General features: G+C 33.9%; 18 protein-coding genes. 10 read left to right on the forward strand and 8 right to left on the reverse strand.

What is annotated here, in order from left to right; genetic code table 11:
• Positions 1-118: 118 nt before the first annotated feature.
• Both menB and EQ921_RS01035 read right to left on the reverse strand, forming a co-directional pair.
• Complete coding sequence (gene menB, locus EQ921_RS01030) at positions 119-937, reverse strand: 1,4-dihydroxy-2-naphthoyl-CoA synthase (RefSeq protein ID WP_128150306.1); 819 nt, start codon at positions 935-937, stop codon at positions 119-121.
• A gap of 32 nt (positions 938-969) precedes the next feature.
• Positions 970-1,953, reverse strand: a complete 984-nt coding sequence (locus tag EQ921_RS01035; protein ID WP_128330236.1) for a glycosyltransferase family 2 protein — start codon at positions 1,951-1,953, stop codon at positions 970-972.
• Between the two features lie 189 nt (positions 1,954-2,142).
• Here EQ921_RS01035 and EQ921_RS01040 point away from each other — a divergent pair, with 189 nt between their 5' ends.
• A complete protein-coding gene (locus EQ921_RS01040) occupies positions 2,143-2,487 on the forward strand; it encodes a hypothetical protein (protein ID WP_128330237.1) in 345 nt (114 codons plus the stop codon).
• A 30-nt stretch (positions 2,488-2,517) separates the two neighbouring features.
• Here EQ921_RS01040 and EQ921_RS01045 read toward each other — a convergent pair whose 3' ends face one another.
• Positions 2,518-3,918 carry an amino acid permease gene (locus EQ921_RS01045; RefSeq protein WP_128330238.1) on the reverse strand — a complete coding sequence of 467 codons (1,401 nt, stop codon included), beginning with the start codon at positions 3,916-3,918 and terminating at the stop codon, positions 2,518-2,520.
• Between the two features lie 178 nt (positions 3,919-4,096).
• Between EQ921_RS01045 and EQ921_RS01050 the strand changes: the two genes are divergently transcribed.
• The 3 genes from EQ921_RS01050 (at position 4,097) to lpxB (ending at position 6,204) form a co-directional block, all read left to right on the forward strand.
• The gene (locus EQ921_RS01050) at positions 4,097-4,876 is read left to right on the forward strand and encodes an alpha/beta fold hydrolase (RefSeq protein ID WP_128330239.1); all 780 of its coding nucleotides are present in this window, start codon (positions 4,097-4,099) and stop codon (positions 4,874-4,876) included.
• 90 nt (positions 4,877-4,966) lie between these two features.
• Complete coding sequence (locus EQ921_RS14860) at positions 4,967-5,092, forward strand: hypothetical protein (RefSeq protein WP_255424407.1); 126 nt, start codon at positions 4,967-4,969, stop codon at positions 5,090-5,092.
• On the forward strand, positions 5,089-6,204 hold the full coding sequence (gene lpxB / locus EQ921_RS01055) for a lipid-A-disaccharide synthase (protein WP_128330240.1): 1,116 nt from the start codon (positions 5,089-5,091) through the stop codon (positions 6,202-6,204). The genes EQ921_RS14860 and lpxB overlap by 4 nt, the downstream gene beginning before the upstream one ends.
• Before the next feature lie 12 nt (positions 6,205-6,216).
• Here the strand turns inward: lpxB and tsaB are convergent, their stop codons facing one another.
• Genes tsaB through tgt form a run of 4 tightly spaced genes read right to left on the reverse strand, consistent with a single transcriptional unit; the run spans position 6,217 to position 9,340 of the window.
• Positions 6,217-6,882 carry a tRNA (adenosine(37)-N6)-threonylcarbamoyltransferase complex dimerization subunit type 1 TsaB gene (gene tsaB, locus EQ921_RS01060; RefSeq protein WP_128330656.1) on the reverse strand — a complete coding sequence of 222 codons (666 nt, stop codon included), beginning with the start codon at positions 6,880-6,882 and terminating at the stop codon, positions 6,217-6,219.
• 6 nt (positions 6,883-6,888) lie between these two features.
• The gene (locus EQ921_RS01065; RefSeq protein WP_128150318.1) at positions 6,889-7,089 is read right to left on the reverse strand and encodes a hypothetical protein; all 201 of its coding nucleotides are present in this window, start codon (positions 7,087-7,089) and stop codon (positions 6,889-6,891) included.
• 23 nt (positions 7,090-7,112) lie between these two features.
• A complete protein-coding gene (locus EQ921_RS01070) occupies positions 7,113-8,213 on the reverse strand; it encodes an LptF/LptG family permease (protein WP_128330241.1) in 1,101 nt (366 codons plus the stop codon).
• Positions 8,210-9,340 carry a tRNA guanosine(34) transglycosylase Tgt gene (tgt, locus tag EQ921_RS01075; RefSeq protein ID WP_128330242.1) on the reverse strand — a complete coding sequence of 377 codons (1,131 nt, stop codon included), beginning with the start codon at positions 9,338-9,340 and terminating at the stop codon, positions 8,210-8,212. Before tgt ends, EQ921_RS01070 begins: the two co-directional genes overlap by 4 nt.
• A gap of 483 nt (positions 9,341-9,823) precedes the next feature.
• Here tgt and EQ921_RS01080 point away from each other — a divergent pair, with 483 nt between their 5' ends.
• The 4 genes from EQ921_RS01080 (at position 9,824) to EQ921_RS01100 (ending at position 12,336) form a co-directional block, all read left to right on the forward strand.
• Entirely contained in the window at positions 9,824-10,375 is a 552-nt protein-coding gene (locus EQ921_RS01080; protein ID WP_128330243.1) for a MepB family protein, read from the forward strand.
• A 114-nt stretch (positions 10,376-10,489) separates the two neighbouring features.
• On the forward strand, positions 10,490-10,837 hold the full coding sequence (locus EQ921_RS01085; RefSeq protein WP_128330244.1) for a hypothetical protein: 348 nt from the start codon (positions 10,490-10,492) through the stop codon (positions 10,835-10,837).
• A 292-nt stretch (positions 10,838-11,129) separates the two neighbouring features.
• Entirely contained in the window at positions 11,130-11,648 is a 519-nt protein-coding gene (locus EQ921_RS01090) for a pentapeptide repeat-containing protein (RefSeq protein WP_128330245.1), read from the forward strand.
• A gap of 376 nt (positions 11,649-12,024) precedes the next feature.
• The gene (locus EQ921_RS01100) at positions 12,025-12,336 is read left to right on the forward strand and encodes a transposase (protein WP_128330246.1); all 312 of its coding nucleotides are present in this window, start codon (positions 12,025-12,027) and stop codon (positions 12,334-12,336) included.
• A 1,428-nt stretch (positions 12,337-13,764) separates the two neighbouring features.
• On the opposite strand, the gene EQ921_RS01105 is transcribed toward EQ921_RS01100, so the two are convergent.
• The gene (locus tag EQ921_RS01105; protein ID WP_221410453.1) at positions 13,765-14,973 is read right to left on the reverse strand and encodes an endonuclease; all 1,209 of its coding nucleotides are present in this window, start codon (positions 14,971-14,973) and stop codon (positions 13,765-13,767) included.
• A gap of 77 nt (positions 14,974-15,050) precedes the next feature.
• Between EQ921_RS01105 and EQ921_RS01110 the strand changes: the two genes are divergently transcribed.
• Together EQ921_RS01110 and EQ921_RS01115 are read left to right on the forward strand one after the other, a co-directional pair.
• Positions 15,051-17,846, forward strand: a complete 2,796-nt coding sequence (locus tag EQ921_RS01110; RefSeq protein WP_128150336.1) for a carboxypeptidase regulatory-like domain-containing protein — start codon at positions 15,051-15,053, stop codon at positions 17,844-17,846.
• Positions 17,847-17,870: 24 nt separating this feature from the next.
• Entirely contained in the window at positions 17,871-19,235 is a 1,365-nt protein-coding gene (locus EQ921_RS01115) for a DUF5689 domain-containing protein (RefSeq protein WP_128330247.1), read from the forward strand.
• Positions 19,236-19,249 lie beyond the last annotated feature (14 nt).

A 19,249-nucleotide genomic window follows, 5' to 3' on the forward strand; every position in this document is an offset into this window, starting at 1 on the left:
TCTAAATATAAATAATTTCAATATGTAAAAGGTTTTATTGATAGTTTCAAAACGAAACAGCTTTATTAAGCATGCAGATAATAAAAAATAAAAGGCCATTTTATAATGGCCTTACTATTTATGGAAATTTTGGAAATTTTTTAAAATCAGGTTTTCGTTTTTCAAGAAATGCTTTTTTACCTTCCTGCGCCTCATCCATCAGATAATACATAAGAGTAGCATCACCGGCTAGCTGCATTAATCCATGCTGTCCATCCAGTTCAGCATTCAGGCATCTTTTAATCATACGTAAAGCAAGTGGACTTCGTTCCTGCATGATCTGACACCATTCTACAGTAGTATTTTCAAGTTCTTCCAAAGAAACAACTTTATTCACCATCCCCATATCCAGAGCTTCCTGAGCTGTATACTGTTGACATAAAAACCATATTTCTCTTGCTTTTTTCTGGCCCACACTTCGTGCAAGGTAAGAGGAACCAAAACCTCCGTCAAAGCTACCCACTTTAGGTCCTGTTTGTCCAAATTTAGCATTTTCTGAAGCTATGGTTAAATCACAGACAACATGAAGAACGTGTCCGCCTCCAATAGCATATCCGTTTACCATGGCAATCACAGGTTTAGGAATTTCACGAATTTTTTTATGCAAATCCAGTACATTTAATCTGGGAATTCCATCTTCACCTACATAGCCACCCACTCCTTTAACATTCTGATCGCCTCCACTACAAAAAGCTTTATCACCTGCACCGGTTAAAATGATTACGTCAACTTCAGGATGTTCACGGCAATAATCCATTGCTTCCAGCATCTGAAAATTGGTTTCCGGTCTGAAAGCATTGTATACTTGTGGACGATTAATGGTTATTTTTGCTATACCTTCCCAGTATTCAAATAATATATCGGAATACTCCTTTATAGTTTGCCAGTTTCTTGCCATTGTATCTGTTTTTATAATATATAAATTTTAGTTTATTTTCTTATTTTTAATAAAATTATAATATCTAAAAGAGAATAGAATTTTTTTCTTAAAAGAAAAAAATCAATTTTTTGTAGTAGTGTTCTAGGTTGAATTTTATTGACGAAATCTTCCGGAAGTTGATTTAAAAGTTTTAAATTTTCGATTCTTATTTTTTTTGATTTTTCCTGATAAAGTACGCTTCTAAAAGCATAGATAAATTTATTATTATAGTTTTCAACTTTCAGATTTTTTAAAAATTCCTTAAACTTTGGATCAGCCTTACTCTCTAGTTCGTTGAAGTAATTATAATAATACACCATATATAAATAGTAGCTCTTGAAGTTAGCAGTCCTGCTTAAAGAATCTTCACGATAGTAGTAATTATAATTTGCTTTTTTTAAAAAAAATAGTTTATTAACATGGGTTAGATAATTGTAATAGAAAATTTCATCTTCATTTATATTTAAATCCTCTGGAAACAAAATTGAGTTTTTTTTCAGAATTCCAAGATTGTAAAATTTATTAAAAGGATAACCGTGTGTATATTTATAATTATTAAGAAAGGTATCTAGTTGATCGTTAAGATCTATTATCTCATTAGCATAACCTTGAGAAAAAGGTTCAAAGACATTATGAGTAAACCTGTTAATGTCTTGAACTAAAAGCAGAGAGGGGCTTGAAAGATGATCCATATAATCTTTTAAATAATCTGGATTTACCCAATCATCTGAATCAATAAAACATATATATTCTCCTTTCGCTGAATTAATACCGGTATTTCTTGTAATTGAAACTCCTTTATTTGTCTGATTGATAATACAAATTCTAGAATCATTTTCAGCATATTCCTTACAAATGTTAAGGCTGGAATCTGTGGATCCATCATTAATCAGGATTAACTCAAAATTTTTATATGTTTGATTAATAATACTATCCAGACATTTTTTTAAAAATTTTTCAGCATTATAAACGGGCACAACTATAGATATTAACATTCAAAATGGATTATTTAATATCAAATATAAATAATTTAGAGAGATGACTTGCATATAATTATATCAAAAGAATTCTTAAGAGTAAGAAGTTATGTATATAAGTACATAGATAATCTAATTTCTAATTTTTAATTTTTTCATTGTCAATAATATAAGTTTTTTTAAATTAGAAATAAAAAAACGTAAGTAATGAATCTATTAAATCGTGTCTTTAGTCAGATACCTGCAGTTTTATCTAGTAAACTATCCATTTTCATTTATCTTTTTCTATTTTTTTATCTGGTGATATTTGCCCTGATGTGTGCAATAATACCTACCTGGAAAGAATATGCTCCGTCAGATACTTCACAACTGATTTTCGGTAATTATACTAATGTTCTAAGTGCATTGGGAGCATCTATTGCTGCAGGGAGTGGTATAGTTATACATAAAAATATCAGAACGATACATCAGAATCATAAGGAGCTTCTGGATTCAATAAATAAACTGCATGAGCACCTGAATCAAGTAAAAAACCCTGATAAAAACGAATAATATCAGGGTTGTATATGGTATAAATATTTCTTAATCAGATTCGGAAAAAGGTTTCCATTGACTTTTTATTTTTTTAGGAATCAGGAAATAACATATCCCTAAAATCACAAACCAGAAGGGAGTAAATATAAGAGCTTGTTGAGTATCTCCTTCGAACCAAAAAGTTACAATAAGAATGATAAAGAAAAGTAAAGACAGATAAATGGAAAATAATCCGCCGGGAACTTTAAATTTGGATTTTTTATGAAGTTCTGGCCTCTTTTTACGAAATGCTATATAAGAAAATAAAATCATAGACCATACAAATACAAATAGTACGGTAGCTACAGTGGTAACTAAAGTGAAAGCTTTCATTACATCATCATTACCTATATACAGTAAGAATACTGCAGGTATCAGGCACGCACATGAAAATGTAAGACCATAGGCCGGAACCGATGCTTTTGAAAGTTTATTAAATATTTTGGGTGCCTTGCTGCTGGAAGAAAGACCGTATAACATACGGCTGGTAGAAAAAATTCCGCTATTGGCTGACGATGCGGCAGAGGTTAAAACAACAAAATAGGTAATATGGAAGGCCGCAGCAATACCTGCAAAAGAAAATAGTGTTATAAAAGGGCTTTTGTCCGGATCAATAGTCCGCCATGGCATAACAGACATAATTACAGCTAAGGCCAATACATAAAACAGGATTACTCTGACCGGAATGGCATTAATAGCTTTAGGTAGTGTTTTTTCAGGATCTTTGGCCTCTGCTGCTGTGGTTCCTACAAGTTCAACACCTACGAATGCAAAAGCAGCAATTTGGAAACCAGCCATAAAGCCAGTAAATCCCATTGGAAATATTCCCCCGTCATTCCAAATATTCGATAACGAAGTCGTCACTCCTGATGGCGTTTCAAACTGATAGATAATTAAAAAAATACCTACCAGAATCAACAGGGCTATGGCTAATATTTTAATAATAGAAAACCAGAATTCAGTTTCGCCAAAAAGTTTTACAGTCAATAAATTAAGAAAGAAAAATAATAAAACACATAACAATGCAGGAATCCAGGGAGCTACTAATCCGGGGTATAATTGTTCTATGTATCCGGATATAGCTATCAAATCAGCACTTCCTGTTACAATCCAGCAGAACCAATAGGTCCATCCCATAAAAAAGCCAGCCATAGGTCCTAGTAAATCCGTTACGAAATCAACAAAAGACTTGTATTTTAAATTCGATAAAAGTAATTCTCCCATGGCACGCATGACAAAAAATATGATAAAACCAATAATGGCATAAACCAATAATATGGAAGGACCTGCCAGGCTGATAGTTTTACCGGAACCCATAAACAATCCTGTACCTATAGCACCACCAATTGCAATTAACTGGATATGTCTGTTGGTGAGGTGTCTTTTTAAATTTTCATTTGAGTTATTCATAAAATCTGACTTTTTATAATTAATTGTAAAGGCTTTTTAATAAAGTATAGTTCAAAAATACATTTTTTTATTATATATATACCAATTTTTAAAATACAAGAGTTTAAAACTAACGAAATTTTATGTTGTATTATTCTGTGATAATATCTGTATTTTTGTAAAAAGTTATTGTAAATAAATGGAAAATCAGATTTTACACTCAAAAATATATGAAAAGCCGGAAACAACCCCTATGTTAATATTTCACGGGTTATTTGGTATGCTGGATAACTGGGGAACATTGGGTAAGAAATTTGCAGAAGACAGGGAAGTTCATCTTATTGATCTGCGCAATCATGGAAGAAGTTTTCATTCTGACATTATGGATTATACTTCTATGTCTGACGATATTGTGAATTACTGCAACCACTACCAGTTACAAAAAGTTATTTTACTGGGTCATTCATTAGGAGGTAAAGCTGTAATGGAATGCTCAATCAAGCATCCCTCATTGGTTGACAAACTCATAGTGGTTGATATGGCACCCAAAGCATATCCACCTCATCATCAGGCAGTCATTAAAGCATTGCAGAGTGTGGATTTTTCCCGAATCAACGACCGTAAAGAAGTAGAAGAAGCATTGTCTGCCTATATTCAGGAGCCGGGTATTATTCAGTTTTTAATGAAGAATGTTTACCGTACAGATAAAGAACACTTCGATTTTCGATTTAACCTCAAATCTCTAACTGATAACTATACTCAGTTAATAAATAAACCTATATCGTTTGGTATCTATAAGGGGCCTGCATTATTTATTGCAGGTGAAAATTCCAATTATATACTAAAACAAGATGAATTTTATATCAGACAGCAGTTTCCTAAAGAAAAACTGGAAGTAATACCTAAGGCATCACACTGGGTTCAGGCGGACAATCCTGTTGCGTTTTATGATGCGGTAAATCATTTTTTAAATGTGTAAACCTTTTTTAATACTTGATTTTAGCTTTTTCCGTTCAGTATTCATTTTTGAAATTGATTGAAAGTATATTCTTATTCATTTTCTAAAAGTATGTCAAAAGCCTTATGGTTATCAGGTGTAAATAAGGAAGAATTTTCAGCTATTAACTGGAAAAATATTTTTAACAATATGTGGAGGGGTTCAAATCCTTCAAAACCTAGATTATTATACGTATGAAATATTATATTATTGCAGGCGAGGCTTCCGGAGACTTACACGGATCCAATTTAATGAAAGCAATTAAGAATGAAGATTCTCAGGCTGAATTTCGCTTCTGGGGAGGGGATTTGATGCAAGCCCAGGGAGGTGATATGGTAAAGCATTATAAAGAACTGGCGTTTATGGGATTTGCAGAAGTTATTATGAATCTGAGAACTATCCTCGGAAATATTCGATTCTGTAAAAAAGATATTCTTCAATATCGTCCGGATTGCGTTATTTTTATTGATTATCCGGGTTTTAATCTCAGAATATGTGAATTTGTCAAAAAAGCAGGAATTAAAACTTTTTATTATATATCGCCGCAGGTTTGGGCATGGAAATCAGGAAGGGTGAAAACCATCAAAAAGTATGTAGATCGTATGTTTGTGATTCTTCCCTTTGAAAAGGATTTTTACAAGAAATATGATTATACGGTTGATTTTGTAGGTCATCCTTTGCTGGATGTATTAAAAGATATGCCGGATTTAAATGAATCTGAATTCAGGAAAACCCATGGTCTTTCCACAAAACCTATCATTGCTTTACTTCCGGGAAGCAGGAAGCAGGAAATCAGAAAAATGCTTTCAGCTATGCTCTCCGTTGAAAAAGATTTTACGGAATATGAGTTTGTCATTGCAGGTGCTCCATCCATGGATAAAGAGTTTTACCAGCAGTTTTTAAGCTCTCATGTTAAAATTGTATCCAATCAAACCTATAGCCTTTTAAGAATTTCTCAGGCTGCTTTAGTAACCTCCGGAACAGCAACACTTGAAACGGCTTTATTAAATGTGCCGGAGGTTGTCTGTTATAAAGGAAGCAGGATTTCTTACGAAATAGCAAAACGCTTAATTAAACATATACGGTACATATCACTCGTTAATCTGATAATGGATCGTTTAGTAGTACAGGAGCTGATACAAAATGATTTGAATTATAATAATTTAAAAAAGGAATTAACAAAAATTACCCAGAGTGATTATCAGAAAAAACTAAAGAAAGAGTATGACGAACTCAGGCATAAACTTGGAGATTCGGGAGCATCTAAAAATACCGCTCATTTATTGGTAGAAGAGTTAAAAAAAGGGTAAACTAAAAAAAGATTATTTCCACTCTTTTAGATATAGCGGATCGAAGTAAGCAACGTCTTCCCACTGTTTAGAATTATATTTTTGGAAAGAAGCTTCAATCATGTTTTTAGCCGAGGGGTATGAGAGTTCGTATGTGAAAAAATTTTGCAAATCCGGATCAAGATCCCTGAAGAAAGATTGGGTTTTTTCTACAGCATCTCCTACAAAAAGGATTTTTTTATCTCTGTATTTTTCAAATGAAGATTCGGCAAGGACGTGCGGGTGGGTGCTTTCAACTTCGTTTCCTGTCGGGTCGTATACGCAGGTATACACTTCCATTCTTCGCGCATCCATAACGGGAATAATAAAGTCGTATTCCAAATGAAAAAAAGGAAAAGCTAATGAATATAAAGAATTGATGGAAAGAAGCGGAATATCGTTACCAAAACAAAATCCTTTAGCCGAGGCAACACCAATTCGCAGCCCCGTGTAGGAGCCGGGACCTTTGCCTACCGAAACAGCATGAAGATCCTTTAGTTCTATTTCAGCACCTTCCAGAGCCCATTCCACAAAAGTGTGCAATTTTTCATTATGTTTAAAATCCAGAGAAATTTCCTCGCATAAAGAATTCAGCTTTCCATTAGTTCCGAGGGATACAGAGCAGTTTTTTGATGAGCTTTCGATGTGAAGGATATGAATCATGAGTTACTTATCTTTTTTCTTTTTTCTCGTGTTTACAAATATTTGGGCACTAAAAGCAACAATTCCTATCAGCAGGTATAAAACAGCCATATATATATTTTTTTCATCTTCGCCATTGCTGTTTTTATACCAGAAATAAGCACGGACTATAAAATAGAGACCTATTAAAAATGCAATTATATTTGCCAGTTTGTTTTTGTTCATGATTTTTAAATATAACTAATTACTTATGCATAGGCACGTTTAAAATATAAAATCAGGGTAACGATTCCAAATACAAAATTCGGAAGCCATACAGCAAACCAGGAAGGCATAATTCCTTTGGAAGAAAAAACCTGAAGTGCCTGGAATGAAAATATATAGAGAAAGGCAGATGAAATACCTATGGCCAGGTTTAACCCGATACCCCCTCTTCGCTTAGTCGAAGACAATGAAAGAGCTAAAAAGGTAAGGATCAAAACAGCTACAGAAGCGCTGGTTCTCTGGTGCAGTTCATTAAGATAAATATTTACGTTATTAGCGCCTTTCATCTTCTCTTTCTTAATGAATTTCAGCAGTTCCGGAGTATTCATGGTTTCTGCAACAAAGGCTTCCGGAAGAAGCTCGTCGGGAGTAAAATTAAAATGTTTTTTTAGGGTTTGTCCGTTTTTAAGTGTAAGGATTTTTCCTTTATCAGAATAGGTCTTTTCAAAATATCCGCCTAAAACATAAGTGTTATCCTTATCAGACCAGTATATTTCAGTGGCACGTATTTCTTGCAGTAAAACTCTCTGAGAGTTAAATTTCTGATACATAAAGCCGATACCTCTTTGAGACTGTCTATTGTAGCTGTTTACAAACAAATATTCTGTAGGCGATATCTGTGATGAGATGTTCTGGTTCGCAAAATAAGCTTCCCTTTTACTACCGGTAAGAGTTTTTACATTAAATTCATTTTTTTTAATATTCGCCCACGGAAGGAGAAAGTGGTTGGTCACCAAGGAAAGAGAGGCTATAAAAATGCCCACGAGTAAATAGGGGCGTGAAAACCGGAAAAAGCTGGTTCCCGAACTGGTAATAGCTACAATTTCCGTATTATTGGTTAGTCGTGAAGTAAAATAAATAACCGAAATAAATACCAGAATGGAGGCAAAAACATTAACCGCCCAAACCACGTAATACGGATAATACATCCGTAAGGTATCTACAATGCTGAATCCGTTTTCGTTAAAATCCTGATAGTTGCTCTGAATATCAATAATCACAAAAATTGCGATAAGAAGGATAAGCATAAAAAAAAGCGTTCCCAGAAAGTTACGGATAATATATCGATCAAGTATAGTTATCATAAGCGGTTGCGCAGCTGCGGGGTTACGGAGTTTTTCCAGGCATTGAAATCTCCTGCCAGAATATGTTTACGTGCTGTGCGTACCAAATCCAGGTAAAAGGCTAAATTGTGAATCGATGCTATTTGTTTACCCAAAAATTCGTTGGCTGAGAAAAGATGTCTCAGATAGGCACGGCTGTATTCCTGATCTACAAAAGAAGTACCCTCCGGATCCAGCACGGAAAAATCATCTTTCCATTTATTATTTTTTATATTGATAACTCCCTGCCAGGTAAAAAGCATACCGTTGCGCGCATTTCGGGTGGGCATAACACAGTCCATCATATCTACTCCCAGTGCAATAGATTCCAGAATATTCCATGGAGTACCTACTCCCATAAGATAGCGGGGTTTGTCTTTGGGTAAAATATCTGTAACTACCTCAGTAATACGGTACATTTCTTCTTCCGGTTCACCTACGCTCAATCCCCCGATTGCATTTCCATCGGCTCCTACAGAAGCGATAAATTCAGCAGAAATTTTCCGCAAATCTTCAAATGTACTGCCCTGCACAATGGGGAATAAATGTTGTTTATAATCATAAACCTCCGGATTTTCCTCGCACCAGCTGACGCATCGTTTCAGCCAGCGGTGAGTAATGTCCAGTGATTTCTTGGCATAGGAGTAATCACAAGGGTAGGGGGTGCATTCATCAAAGGCCATAAAAATATCTCCTCCGATATAACGTTGAATTTCCATTGATTTTTCTGGTGTGAAAAAATGGTACGAACCATCTATATGAGATTTAAAACGTACCCCGTCTTCCTGAATTTTTCGTGTCTGGGAAAGTGAAAACACCTGATATCCTCCACTATCGGTAAGAATAGGGCGATCCCAGTTGATAAATTGGTGAAGCCCTCCGGCCTTATATAAAATATCCGTTCCCGGACGTAAATACAAATGATAAGTGTTGCCCAGAATAATCTGTGCCTGAATATCGTCCTTTAACTCTCGCTGATGTACAGATTTAACAGTTCCTACAGTACCCACCGGCATGAAAATAGGTGTTTCAATACTGCCGTGATCCGTTTCTAAAATTCCGGCCCGCGCCTTAGAGTTTTTATCGGTTTCAATTGCTTTAAAAAACATAGATGCAAATATATAAAGAGATTTAAGAAATCTTCTGAAAAATAGAAGATTTTAACATTTTGTTCGCTCTTATAATGGATCGGATGGTTGAAATCGGGTAAGTACTTATTAGTATTGTGAATCGCTTTCAAAATTTATTATCTTTGTGATACGTCGCAACAATGATTTGACTATTGCCAATCATCGGTTAAGTTCTTTATTGCAAGATCTCCATAGAGATTCTTTCCGTATAAAGAAAATGATTTGTTTGAAGCTGTTGAACCTTTAAATGTTCCAAAGTTGCAAATTGTAAGAGAAAACGATATGGATGTCTTTTTAGATTTCGCATCTTTTTTTCGAAAAAATTTAATTGATTCATGAGAGTATAGACACAACAGAAAGCATGTCTATCCAATATTTTCTAGAAACTTAGAAAAGAGTGTAAATAATTTAATAAAACAATTAAAAATATAACTTTAATAGTTTTATAATGGAGGTAAGGCTATGGATAATAAATATAACAAAGAAAAAATTAGAACATCTATTCCAAAAGAATTACCAATGAATTTAGAATTAGCAATAAAACATTTATATGCTGAATCTGGGATGAAAATAACACAATATCCTGTTAGAGAAAATGAAAGTTTGAAATACAATGCCTGTAGATTTAGTATAAAAAATAAAAATGTCTTATTTAGGGAAGGTAAGACAACTCCAACTAAAATGGGTCAGTTTGTGACCTGTTGGAAAAGGCTATCGGATATCATCCTTCCTTTTGATAGCAACGATGATATAGACTTTTTAATTATTGGATCTGCAGATAAAGATAATATAGGACAATTTATTTTTGATAAGAATATTCTGATTAAAAAAGGTATCATGTCTAATGAAGATAATAAAGGAAAAACTGCTTTTAGAATATATCCTCCCTGGACTTTTCCAACAAGTAAACAAGCTATAAAAACGCAAAAATGGCAATTACAATTTTTTGTAGATTTTACGAATAAAAATATTCCAATTGATAAAGAAAAAGTAATTTCTTTATTTCAAATTTAAATACTCCATTGAATGTCAGCGAGGTGTTTGTCTCAATTTAAATATTGAAAATATTACAACTCAAACCTTTGGAGGAAGTTTAGATCTAAAACCATTCATTAAATTATAAATTTTATGGAGACAGCAATTTATTCAACGATATATTCTAACGACATAAATACAATTGAAGAAGTATTAAAAAGAATTCTGCTAGAAGGAAATTTTAAGAAAATTGAACAAGGAACAATTTTGATCTATGAAGATAACAAAATCGAATTATCAATTGAACCTTACTCTAATTCATTTTATTTGTCAGGAAGAATCAAAAACAATTTATTAAACAGTAAATTACTTATTAATAAAATTGTAAATGTTTTGAAAGATGCAGAAATGCAATTTTCATTAGATTATCAAGAAGAAAATGAGGCTGGAGTAACAACAACTCCTGAATATCATATTTCTTACATGAAAAAAATAAATTAAAAGTTTATGCTTGGAGGTTCTGGGAAATTTGTCGGACATTTATTTAGTAATCTTTAGTAGAATAGATGATTTAAATAATTAGAGGAAAAGTTACTCGAGAATGGATTCTTTCGATGGAGAGTATTGAAGAAAATATTAAAGCAATTTACTTGGAAAACGAATTTTTATCTGGTATTTAAGTGTAAAAAAGTATATAAAATTATTAAATATCAATTATTTAGAAAAAATAATAAGTGAGAATTAAAATATCAGGATGAGACGAATTCCATTGTTCCATTAATACTTGAGAAACATGAGAATATTAGATAATGAAAATTTGAAAAAAATTATAGATGATCTTCGGATAAAAAGTGGGAAATCAAATTTTCTTATCCCAATAGATTTAGAAAGTTCAATTATTAAAGATCTGATCGTTGAAAGAGGTGGGTATATCTATGCAAATGATTCAAATGTATATTTTGAGAATTCGATTTTCAATGAGTCTGATTTAATTAATACCCCTTTTGCTTGTTATAACTGGAAATTCGATAATTGTATATTTATAAAGTGTAATTTATCTAAATTATTCATTCCCGAAAGCGAAATAAAAGGTTGTAAATTCATTGAATGTAACTTATTTGAGATGAATTTGGAAGGAGCTTTAATTGAGGATTCGATCTTTCTCACTTGTGATTTTTCGGCTGCTGACTTCGACGAAGCAACGATAAAAAAAACAAAGTTTATAAATAATTATAACTTGTCTAAAGAATACGGGTTTAAGAATATTATAGAAGATTGTAATGTTTGGGATAATAAAATTATACCTCTTTAGATCAAAGAACCAATATATAACACATAGCCAATAAATAAAGTTTTTAATACTAAAGATAGTAGACTAATATTAATAGATGGTATAAAATAAAAAGCATATGGAAAGTTATAAAAAAACTATTTTTCGAATAATGTGTAATAGTGAGGATTATTTGAAACAAACATTGGAATGGTACAATGAAATGTATAATACTGATTTCAAAATAATAAATGTAATTTACTTTAACTGATATTTTTAATATAGGCTATCAATTTGGAGTAAAAGTACAACGTTTGCGAGAAAAAGGGGAGATTGATTGGTAAATAATATCTGCCCCCCCCTGCTGGAGCGGACTTCCAGTCCGTGTGTTGCGCAGTAAAAATAGATTATAACTATTATGAGTAGAAGATATAAATTTCATAATCCTGATAGGCTTTACTTTATCAGCTTTGCTGTTAAAAATTGGGTTGATGTTTTTACCCGTAATGAATATAAAGATATATTGGTTGACAGTTCGAATTTTTGTCGGAACCATAAGGGCTTGGAACTGTTTGCATGGTGTATAATGACCAATCATGTTCATATGATTGTTAGAGCAGAGGAAGGGTGTTTGCTACAAAATATATTGAGGGATTTTAAAGGCTTTGCATCCAGAGAAATATTAAAAGCAATCAGTAATAATCCATGGCTGGATGATGCTATTAAATAAGTATTAATATTAGCTTTGAGCTTACTGTTGTCAGAAAATTAATAATTATACTAGCGGACTTAATCAAACAAATAAATCAGTCAATATCTGATTTATTTGAAAATTGTCATCTTTACAAGAGATATTAGAATTCAAGACTCATCTATGATAACAGCAAACACAAAAGATATTAATCTTATAGTTCTATGGTTGAGCAAAGTAAATTTGATGAGATTATAAAGTCATCTAATTGCGGAAAATAAGATAAAATATAGTGAATTTTGATTTATCAAATATAAGTAGTGCAGAATTAAGAAATTTAGCACAAGATATTCTGAATAATAATTTTCATTTAATCGCGGTGCTAATAAAGATATTAGATATAATTATTTTCGTTTTATTATCAATACAAAGTTTGATAATGGAGGGGTAGAAGGGGTAAAGAGTTTAAAAGTAACATTGTAATCTAAATTTCTCATCTTAATGTTGAAAATATATCTATAAAAGTAAAAACCAGGAATTTGGTATAGAACCATTTATGAATTTAAACAAATTTAGAGGAGGCGGAAGCATAAATGACTCTGACCCTCAAATATTGTATGAAAATTTAAAAAAAGGTATTTCCAAATCTATCATACAGAACGAGGATTTTTGGATATGATTATGAATATGTTGAAAACTATTTTGAACTATATATAAATACAACTGATAGCGTTGAATATTTTATTCATATAGATTACGAAGGTTATGAAGCAAATTTCATTAAAATATTAAAACAAATTGAGGAAATCTTAGATGATTTATCTTTGGACTTCGACTTGGGATATTATGAGATAGATCAAGATGAAAATCAAATATTAGGAGATATAAATTTTAGAGGATAACTTTTGCATGTTTATGAAGGTTATAGCTATTGATGATACTAAAATAAAATAGGTTTTTACGAAGGAAATTGTCTAATAACTTTTAGGAAATCAATAGTCTATAGTTTAGGAAAATGGTTTTTAAAACTATGGTAAAAGATTGAACAATCATAAGGTAAAAAACAAGAATTAATAAAACACATCCGTTTTACTAGTACACTGATACAAGATTTTGTATAACTGCATTTAATGAAAAAATCGTAAAAGATATAATAGAAGAAAATATGTTATGGTTTTCTAATGATTGATAATCTAATAAATTGACAGTATTTTATTGAAAAAAAGGACTAAGGTTAGTTTAATAGAAAATCTTTAGTTTATAATATGAATTATAAGGAACTAAGATTATATTGTAAATCATTTTTATTTATTTTTAACAGTTAAGTTTGCCTCGACTATTTTCAGGGCTTTTTTTATGAAGTAAATTCTGATATTTTAAAAAAATCGAAAAAAGATAGTACATTAAAAAAACCGGCATTCTAAATGAGAATGCCGGTTTTTTTATTAGGTTGCTTATCGAGGATATCTATGGGTTAATTTCCTTGATTAAAATTGTGTAAACCGGAAAATGATCGCTGTATCCGCCGGTATAATTATCTCCCGAAAACGAACGGAAGGGGTAGCCTTTCCATTGTCCTTCTTTAGTAGTTAAATAAAGTGGGGAAAAAACATTCATAGAGTAATATTGATATCCTTGGTTGGGATTGCTGACCATAGCCGGAGACATGATTTGCTGATCAAAAAAGCTGAAAATGTCCTGATAAGCTAGAGTACCGGATCCTTTTTTGTATAATTGTTCTGCCGGATTAAAATACAATCCTTTTTTTACATCGCTTTTTCTGGAAAAAGTTCCGATGGTTTTTTTAATGCTGGGGCTGGTAGGATCGTCGTTGTAATCTCCCATAGCCAGGATTTTAGCATCAGGGTTCACAGAGAGAATACTGTCCATGGCTTTTTTTAGCACCTCTGCCGCTTTAATTCTTTTCGGCATGCTGGCCTGTTCTCCTCCTCTTCTTGAAGGCCAGTGATTGACAAAAAAATACATTTTTTCACCATCCAGCAGTCCTTCCACCCATAAAATATCCCGAGTATATTCCCGGTAGCCCGAGTTCCTTTCCAGACTGACAATCAGTCTTTTTTGTCCTGTTACGATAAAACGGGACTTGTCATATAAAAGTCCGGTATCTACCCCCCTCGCATCAAAAGAATTAAAATGTACAAACCCGTAAACACTTCCTTTCTTTCGCAGTTCCTTGCACAAGTCGTTTAAAACGTGTTCGTTTTCAACCTCGCATAAGCCTACAATGGCAGGGGAAGCATGTGTTTCGGTTCTGCCCGCCTCAGATATTACTTTGGCCAGATTACTTATTTTCTGGTGGTATTTTTTTGAATTCCAGACCTTGGTGCCCTGATAGTAAAACTCATCCGTCAGAATCTGTTTTCTTATCACCTGTTTTCCTTTAAGCTTTTCAAAACTAAGCTCTCCCTTGTAAATTTCTAACCCTGAAGCCAGAGCACTGTCTTCAGGAACGCTGATTTGATAGTTGGGATCTTCCGGTAATAAATTGCCATTTATGATATCTGCCGATTTGATGGTGTCGTATAAGTTTTCCACGTTATAAAACATAACGGTTGCCGTCTTAAAATTCCTCGTTTGAGAGTTCTGTGCATACACATTTGAATAAAGCGTAATAAAAAAGCAAGGAAATATGATTCTTAACAATAAATTATTCATTTTGATTGATTTATTTGCACAAATGTAAAAATAAATAATTAGTTTTGTTAACATAAGTTTAACGAAAATAACTAAGTATGATGAAATTTAGGCTGAGTTGTCTGATAGTGTTTTTCTATCAGGTAATCATTGCACAAACTATGATTTTCGGCTATCTTAAAGATCAGGATGGCAAGCCCGTAAATCATGCCACAATAAGCTTAGGGGAAGATCGCTCTTTACAGGTTTCTACAGATTTTGTCGGATATTTCCAGATAAAAGATCTTACTCCGGGAAAATATCTTTTAATTGTAACAAAATCCGGATACATTCCTTCCACATTATCTTTTACACTTTCACAGGGAGAAATAAAAAAAGATATGGGCGAAATTAAATTGGAATACAATCCTTCGCAGGTAGATGTCGGAATGATCACGTTAACAGACGGAGATTTATCTACAGATGAAGGATCTACCGTAGGACAAACAGGAATAGGGTTGTTACAGGCTTCAAGAGATGTCTTTTCACGTACTGCAGCCTTTGAGTTGGGAGCGTATTGGTTTAAAGTCCGGGGTACGGATAACCGGTATTCCAATATTTTATTTAACGGTATACCCATGTCAAAAAACCATACCGGGAGACCCGATTTTGGTAACTGGGGAGGGCTGAACAACGTAATTAAATATCCGTATGAGTTGGCCGAGAATAATACCGTATCCGATTTTTCTTTCAGCGATCTGGGAGGAACCACCTACTACGATACGCGGGCATCCAACTATCGCAAAGGATTAAATTTATCTTATTCGTTAACTAACCGTACTTATCAGCATCGTTTAATGGCTACCTATTCTACAGGTATGCTCCCTTCCGGATGGGCTTTTACTATTTCGGGATCCCGCAGATGGATGGAAGAAGGTGTAATTGACGGTACCTATAATGATTCTTATGCATATTTTGCTTCTATAGAAAAAAAATTGTCGGATAAACATAGAATTAACCTGACAGCTTTTGGCTCACCTTCAAGAAAATCGGGTTCCAGTCCTAATACACAGGAAGCATATGATTTAAGAGGCAAGAACTACAACTCGTATTGGGGTTGGCAGGATGGAGATAAAAGAAATGAGAGAGTAAAACGTATTTTTGAACCCATGTTCATGCTGAGCCATTACTGGGACATTTCACCAAAGACCTTATTGACAACCACAGCCTCTTATCAGTTCGGGTATAATAAAAGTTCCCGTTTGAACCGTTTCGAAGCCGATAATCCATCCCCTACTTATTATAAAAATTTGCCCAGCTACTGGTTAAGTGTAGGAAATGCTACTGAATATCAAAGAATGCTGGATGCATGGGAGAGCAACGATACCTCAGTTACTCAGGTAAACTGGGAACGGTTATACAATGCAAATTATAATGCTCCTACTTACACAGATCCGTATAGCGGGATAACCGGCAGACGTGCAACTTTTTTCTTGGTAGACGATGTGATTAAAGATAAAACCTTTAATGCTGCCACTCACTTAAGTACTCAGTTTGCAGATAATTGGAAATTTATCCTTAATTTGAATTATCAGAATCTGAATTCTGAAAATTACAGGGAAGTCAACGATTTGCTGGGAGCAGACCTTGTAATTAACAAATCTTCTTTTCTGAAAGGAGATGGTTCTGCAACTTCAATTGATGATTATAATATTGAACGCCCGGGAAGTGTAGCCAGAAAAGGAGATAAAACAGAATATTATTACAAACTACACCGTCAGGAAGTATCTGCCAATGCAACTACCCGGTTAACTCTGGATAAATGGGAAATGGCTGTGTCTTTATTATTTGCCTGGAATGAGGCCTACAGAGACGGTAAATTCAGACATGGTCTATACGCAGATAATTCTTACGGAAAAAGTAATAAAGCTAATTTCATAGAGTCAGGAATGCGGGCAGGTCTTACATATAAAATGAACGGGCGTAATTTTATTACCTTAAATGCGGCCTATTATGAATCTGCTCCTACCTTAAACGAAATATTTGCTAATCCTCGTTTAAACAATCAGATGAGTCCTAACCTGACCAATCAAAAAATAAACGCCAGTGATATTAGTTACGTGCTTCGTACTCCAACAGTAAAAGCAAGGGCTACAGGATATTATACGAAAATTAAAGATGCAGTGGAAATTACCCGCTACTATGCTCAGGGGGTTAGTCTGGATGGTAATGGGGATGCATTTATATCTGAAGTGCTCACCGGGGTGGAAAAAGATTATCTGGGCACAGAAATCGGTATTGACTGGAAAATCATGACTTCGCTTACATTATCGGGAATTGCTTCTGTAGGACAGTACACTTATAAAAATAACCCGGATTTATATATTTTAAGCGATGTGGCTACCGGTGTAAACAGCTTTGGTAAATCGTATATAAAAGATTACAAAATAGCAGGAACACCTCAAAAAGGATATTCCTTAGGACTTAGATACAATAATCCCAGATATTGGTGGGTAGGAGTAACCGGAAATTTCCTACAAGATATATATTCAGATATTTCAGCACTTTCCAGGACTAAAAACTTTGTTATGGAAGATCCTGCTTATCCGTATGAAGGAGCAACACCGGAAACTGTACGGGCTGTATTAAAACAAAAACAATATCAGGACGTATTTATGCTGAATGCAAATGCAGGCAAATCTTTCCGTTTTGGAAAATACAGTATGGGAGTAAGTCTTTCAGTTAACAATATTTTTAATGAAAGAGGATATGTTACCGGAGCTTTTGAACAGGGACGATATTCAAACTATGCTCAGCTTGCAGAAGATCAGGCAAGGACTTATCCCTTGTTTGGAAACAAATTATTTTACGATAGGGGTAGATCTTACTTCCTAAATGTGTATTTACGATTCTAAATGAAAAGTGACAAATTAGTGATTATGAAAACAGTTAAAACGTTTCTTAAAATATGGATAGCCTTTTTTGTTGTTTATTCAACTACGGCCTGTGTCCACGATGATGATTATAAAGCCCCTGCTCCAAATGCAGGTCAGGAGTTAACACCTACTCGTACCCTGACGGAGATACGATCTTCCGCTCCTCTTTTTACCGGGAAAACGGTAAATGACACTCTTGCTGAATCTCTTCCTTTTGGCGACGATGATATTCTCGAGGGATTTGTAATTTCTTCCGATCAGGCAGGGAATATTTATAAAAATTTATTTATAGTAACTGCCGATGGAAAGGAGGGAATTATGCTAAGTATTAACAAATCCAGCATTTATACCTATTATCCTTTGGGGGCAAAAATATACGTGAAGCTAAAAGGACTTTATTACGGAAAACAAAATGGAATGGTACAGATTGGAATGAAGCCTACACAATCTACACGATATATTGTGGATCAGATTTCTCCAAGCGTGATGACCTCTCAGATAGTTCTTGGCAACGAGAGAAAAGATGAAGAAGATTTAGTTATAAAAACAAATGCTTCAGGAAAACCATTAACGGTAAAAGATGTAAACAATAATGAAGCCTATTTGTGCACGTTGGTTGAGCTGAGTGATCTTGAATTCAATGAGGCAGGCTCAACTTTTGTAAGAGAAAAAACAGCTACTAATAATCAGGTAAATGACTTGCCAACGGATTATTTTACCGTAAGGGTAAGTGATTATGCAAATTTTGGTTCTTATACCATTCCGTACTCAGAAGGAAGGGCAAGGGGAGTGGTCACTCGTTATGATGGCTCATACAAAACCTATCAGTTTCTGCTTAGAAGCATTAACGATTTACAAGGTTTTGATAAAACTCCACCACTGTTTTACGAAACGTTTTCCAATTGTCTGAAAGCAGATGGAACAGCATGGGCAAGTCCGTGGCCGAAAATATCTAACGTAACCGGGTTTGACATGGGAGCTCCTGTACAGTACAGCGATGCCAACGCTACGGCCGATGTACGTTCAACAGCTTCTATTAACAAACATGTCTGGTTTCCTGCCAATCGGGCTTCATCATTAACCATAGCGGGAATAAATACTTCCGGAATTACTAATGTTAAGGTATCATATAAGCTCAGAACGAACAATGCGGTTTCTTCCGATGCCTCAATTTTAAAAGTAAAATGCAACGGAATAGAGTTAACCATTCCTCCCACAGAAATATCCAACAGCGGGTATGTAACTATTAAACCTTCGGAGGATTTGCCTTCTACAGAAACTATGACTCTGGAGTTTTATACAACAGCAACGCTGAATACGGTAGGGATACGTATTGATAATATAAAAGTAACAGGTGATTCAAAATAACGGTAAAAGAAAAT

The organism is Apibacter sp. HY039 (assembly GCF_004023655.1).
Lineage (GTDB): Bacteria > Bacteroidota > Bacteroidia > Flavobacteriales > Weeksellaceae > Apibacter > Apibacter raozihei.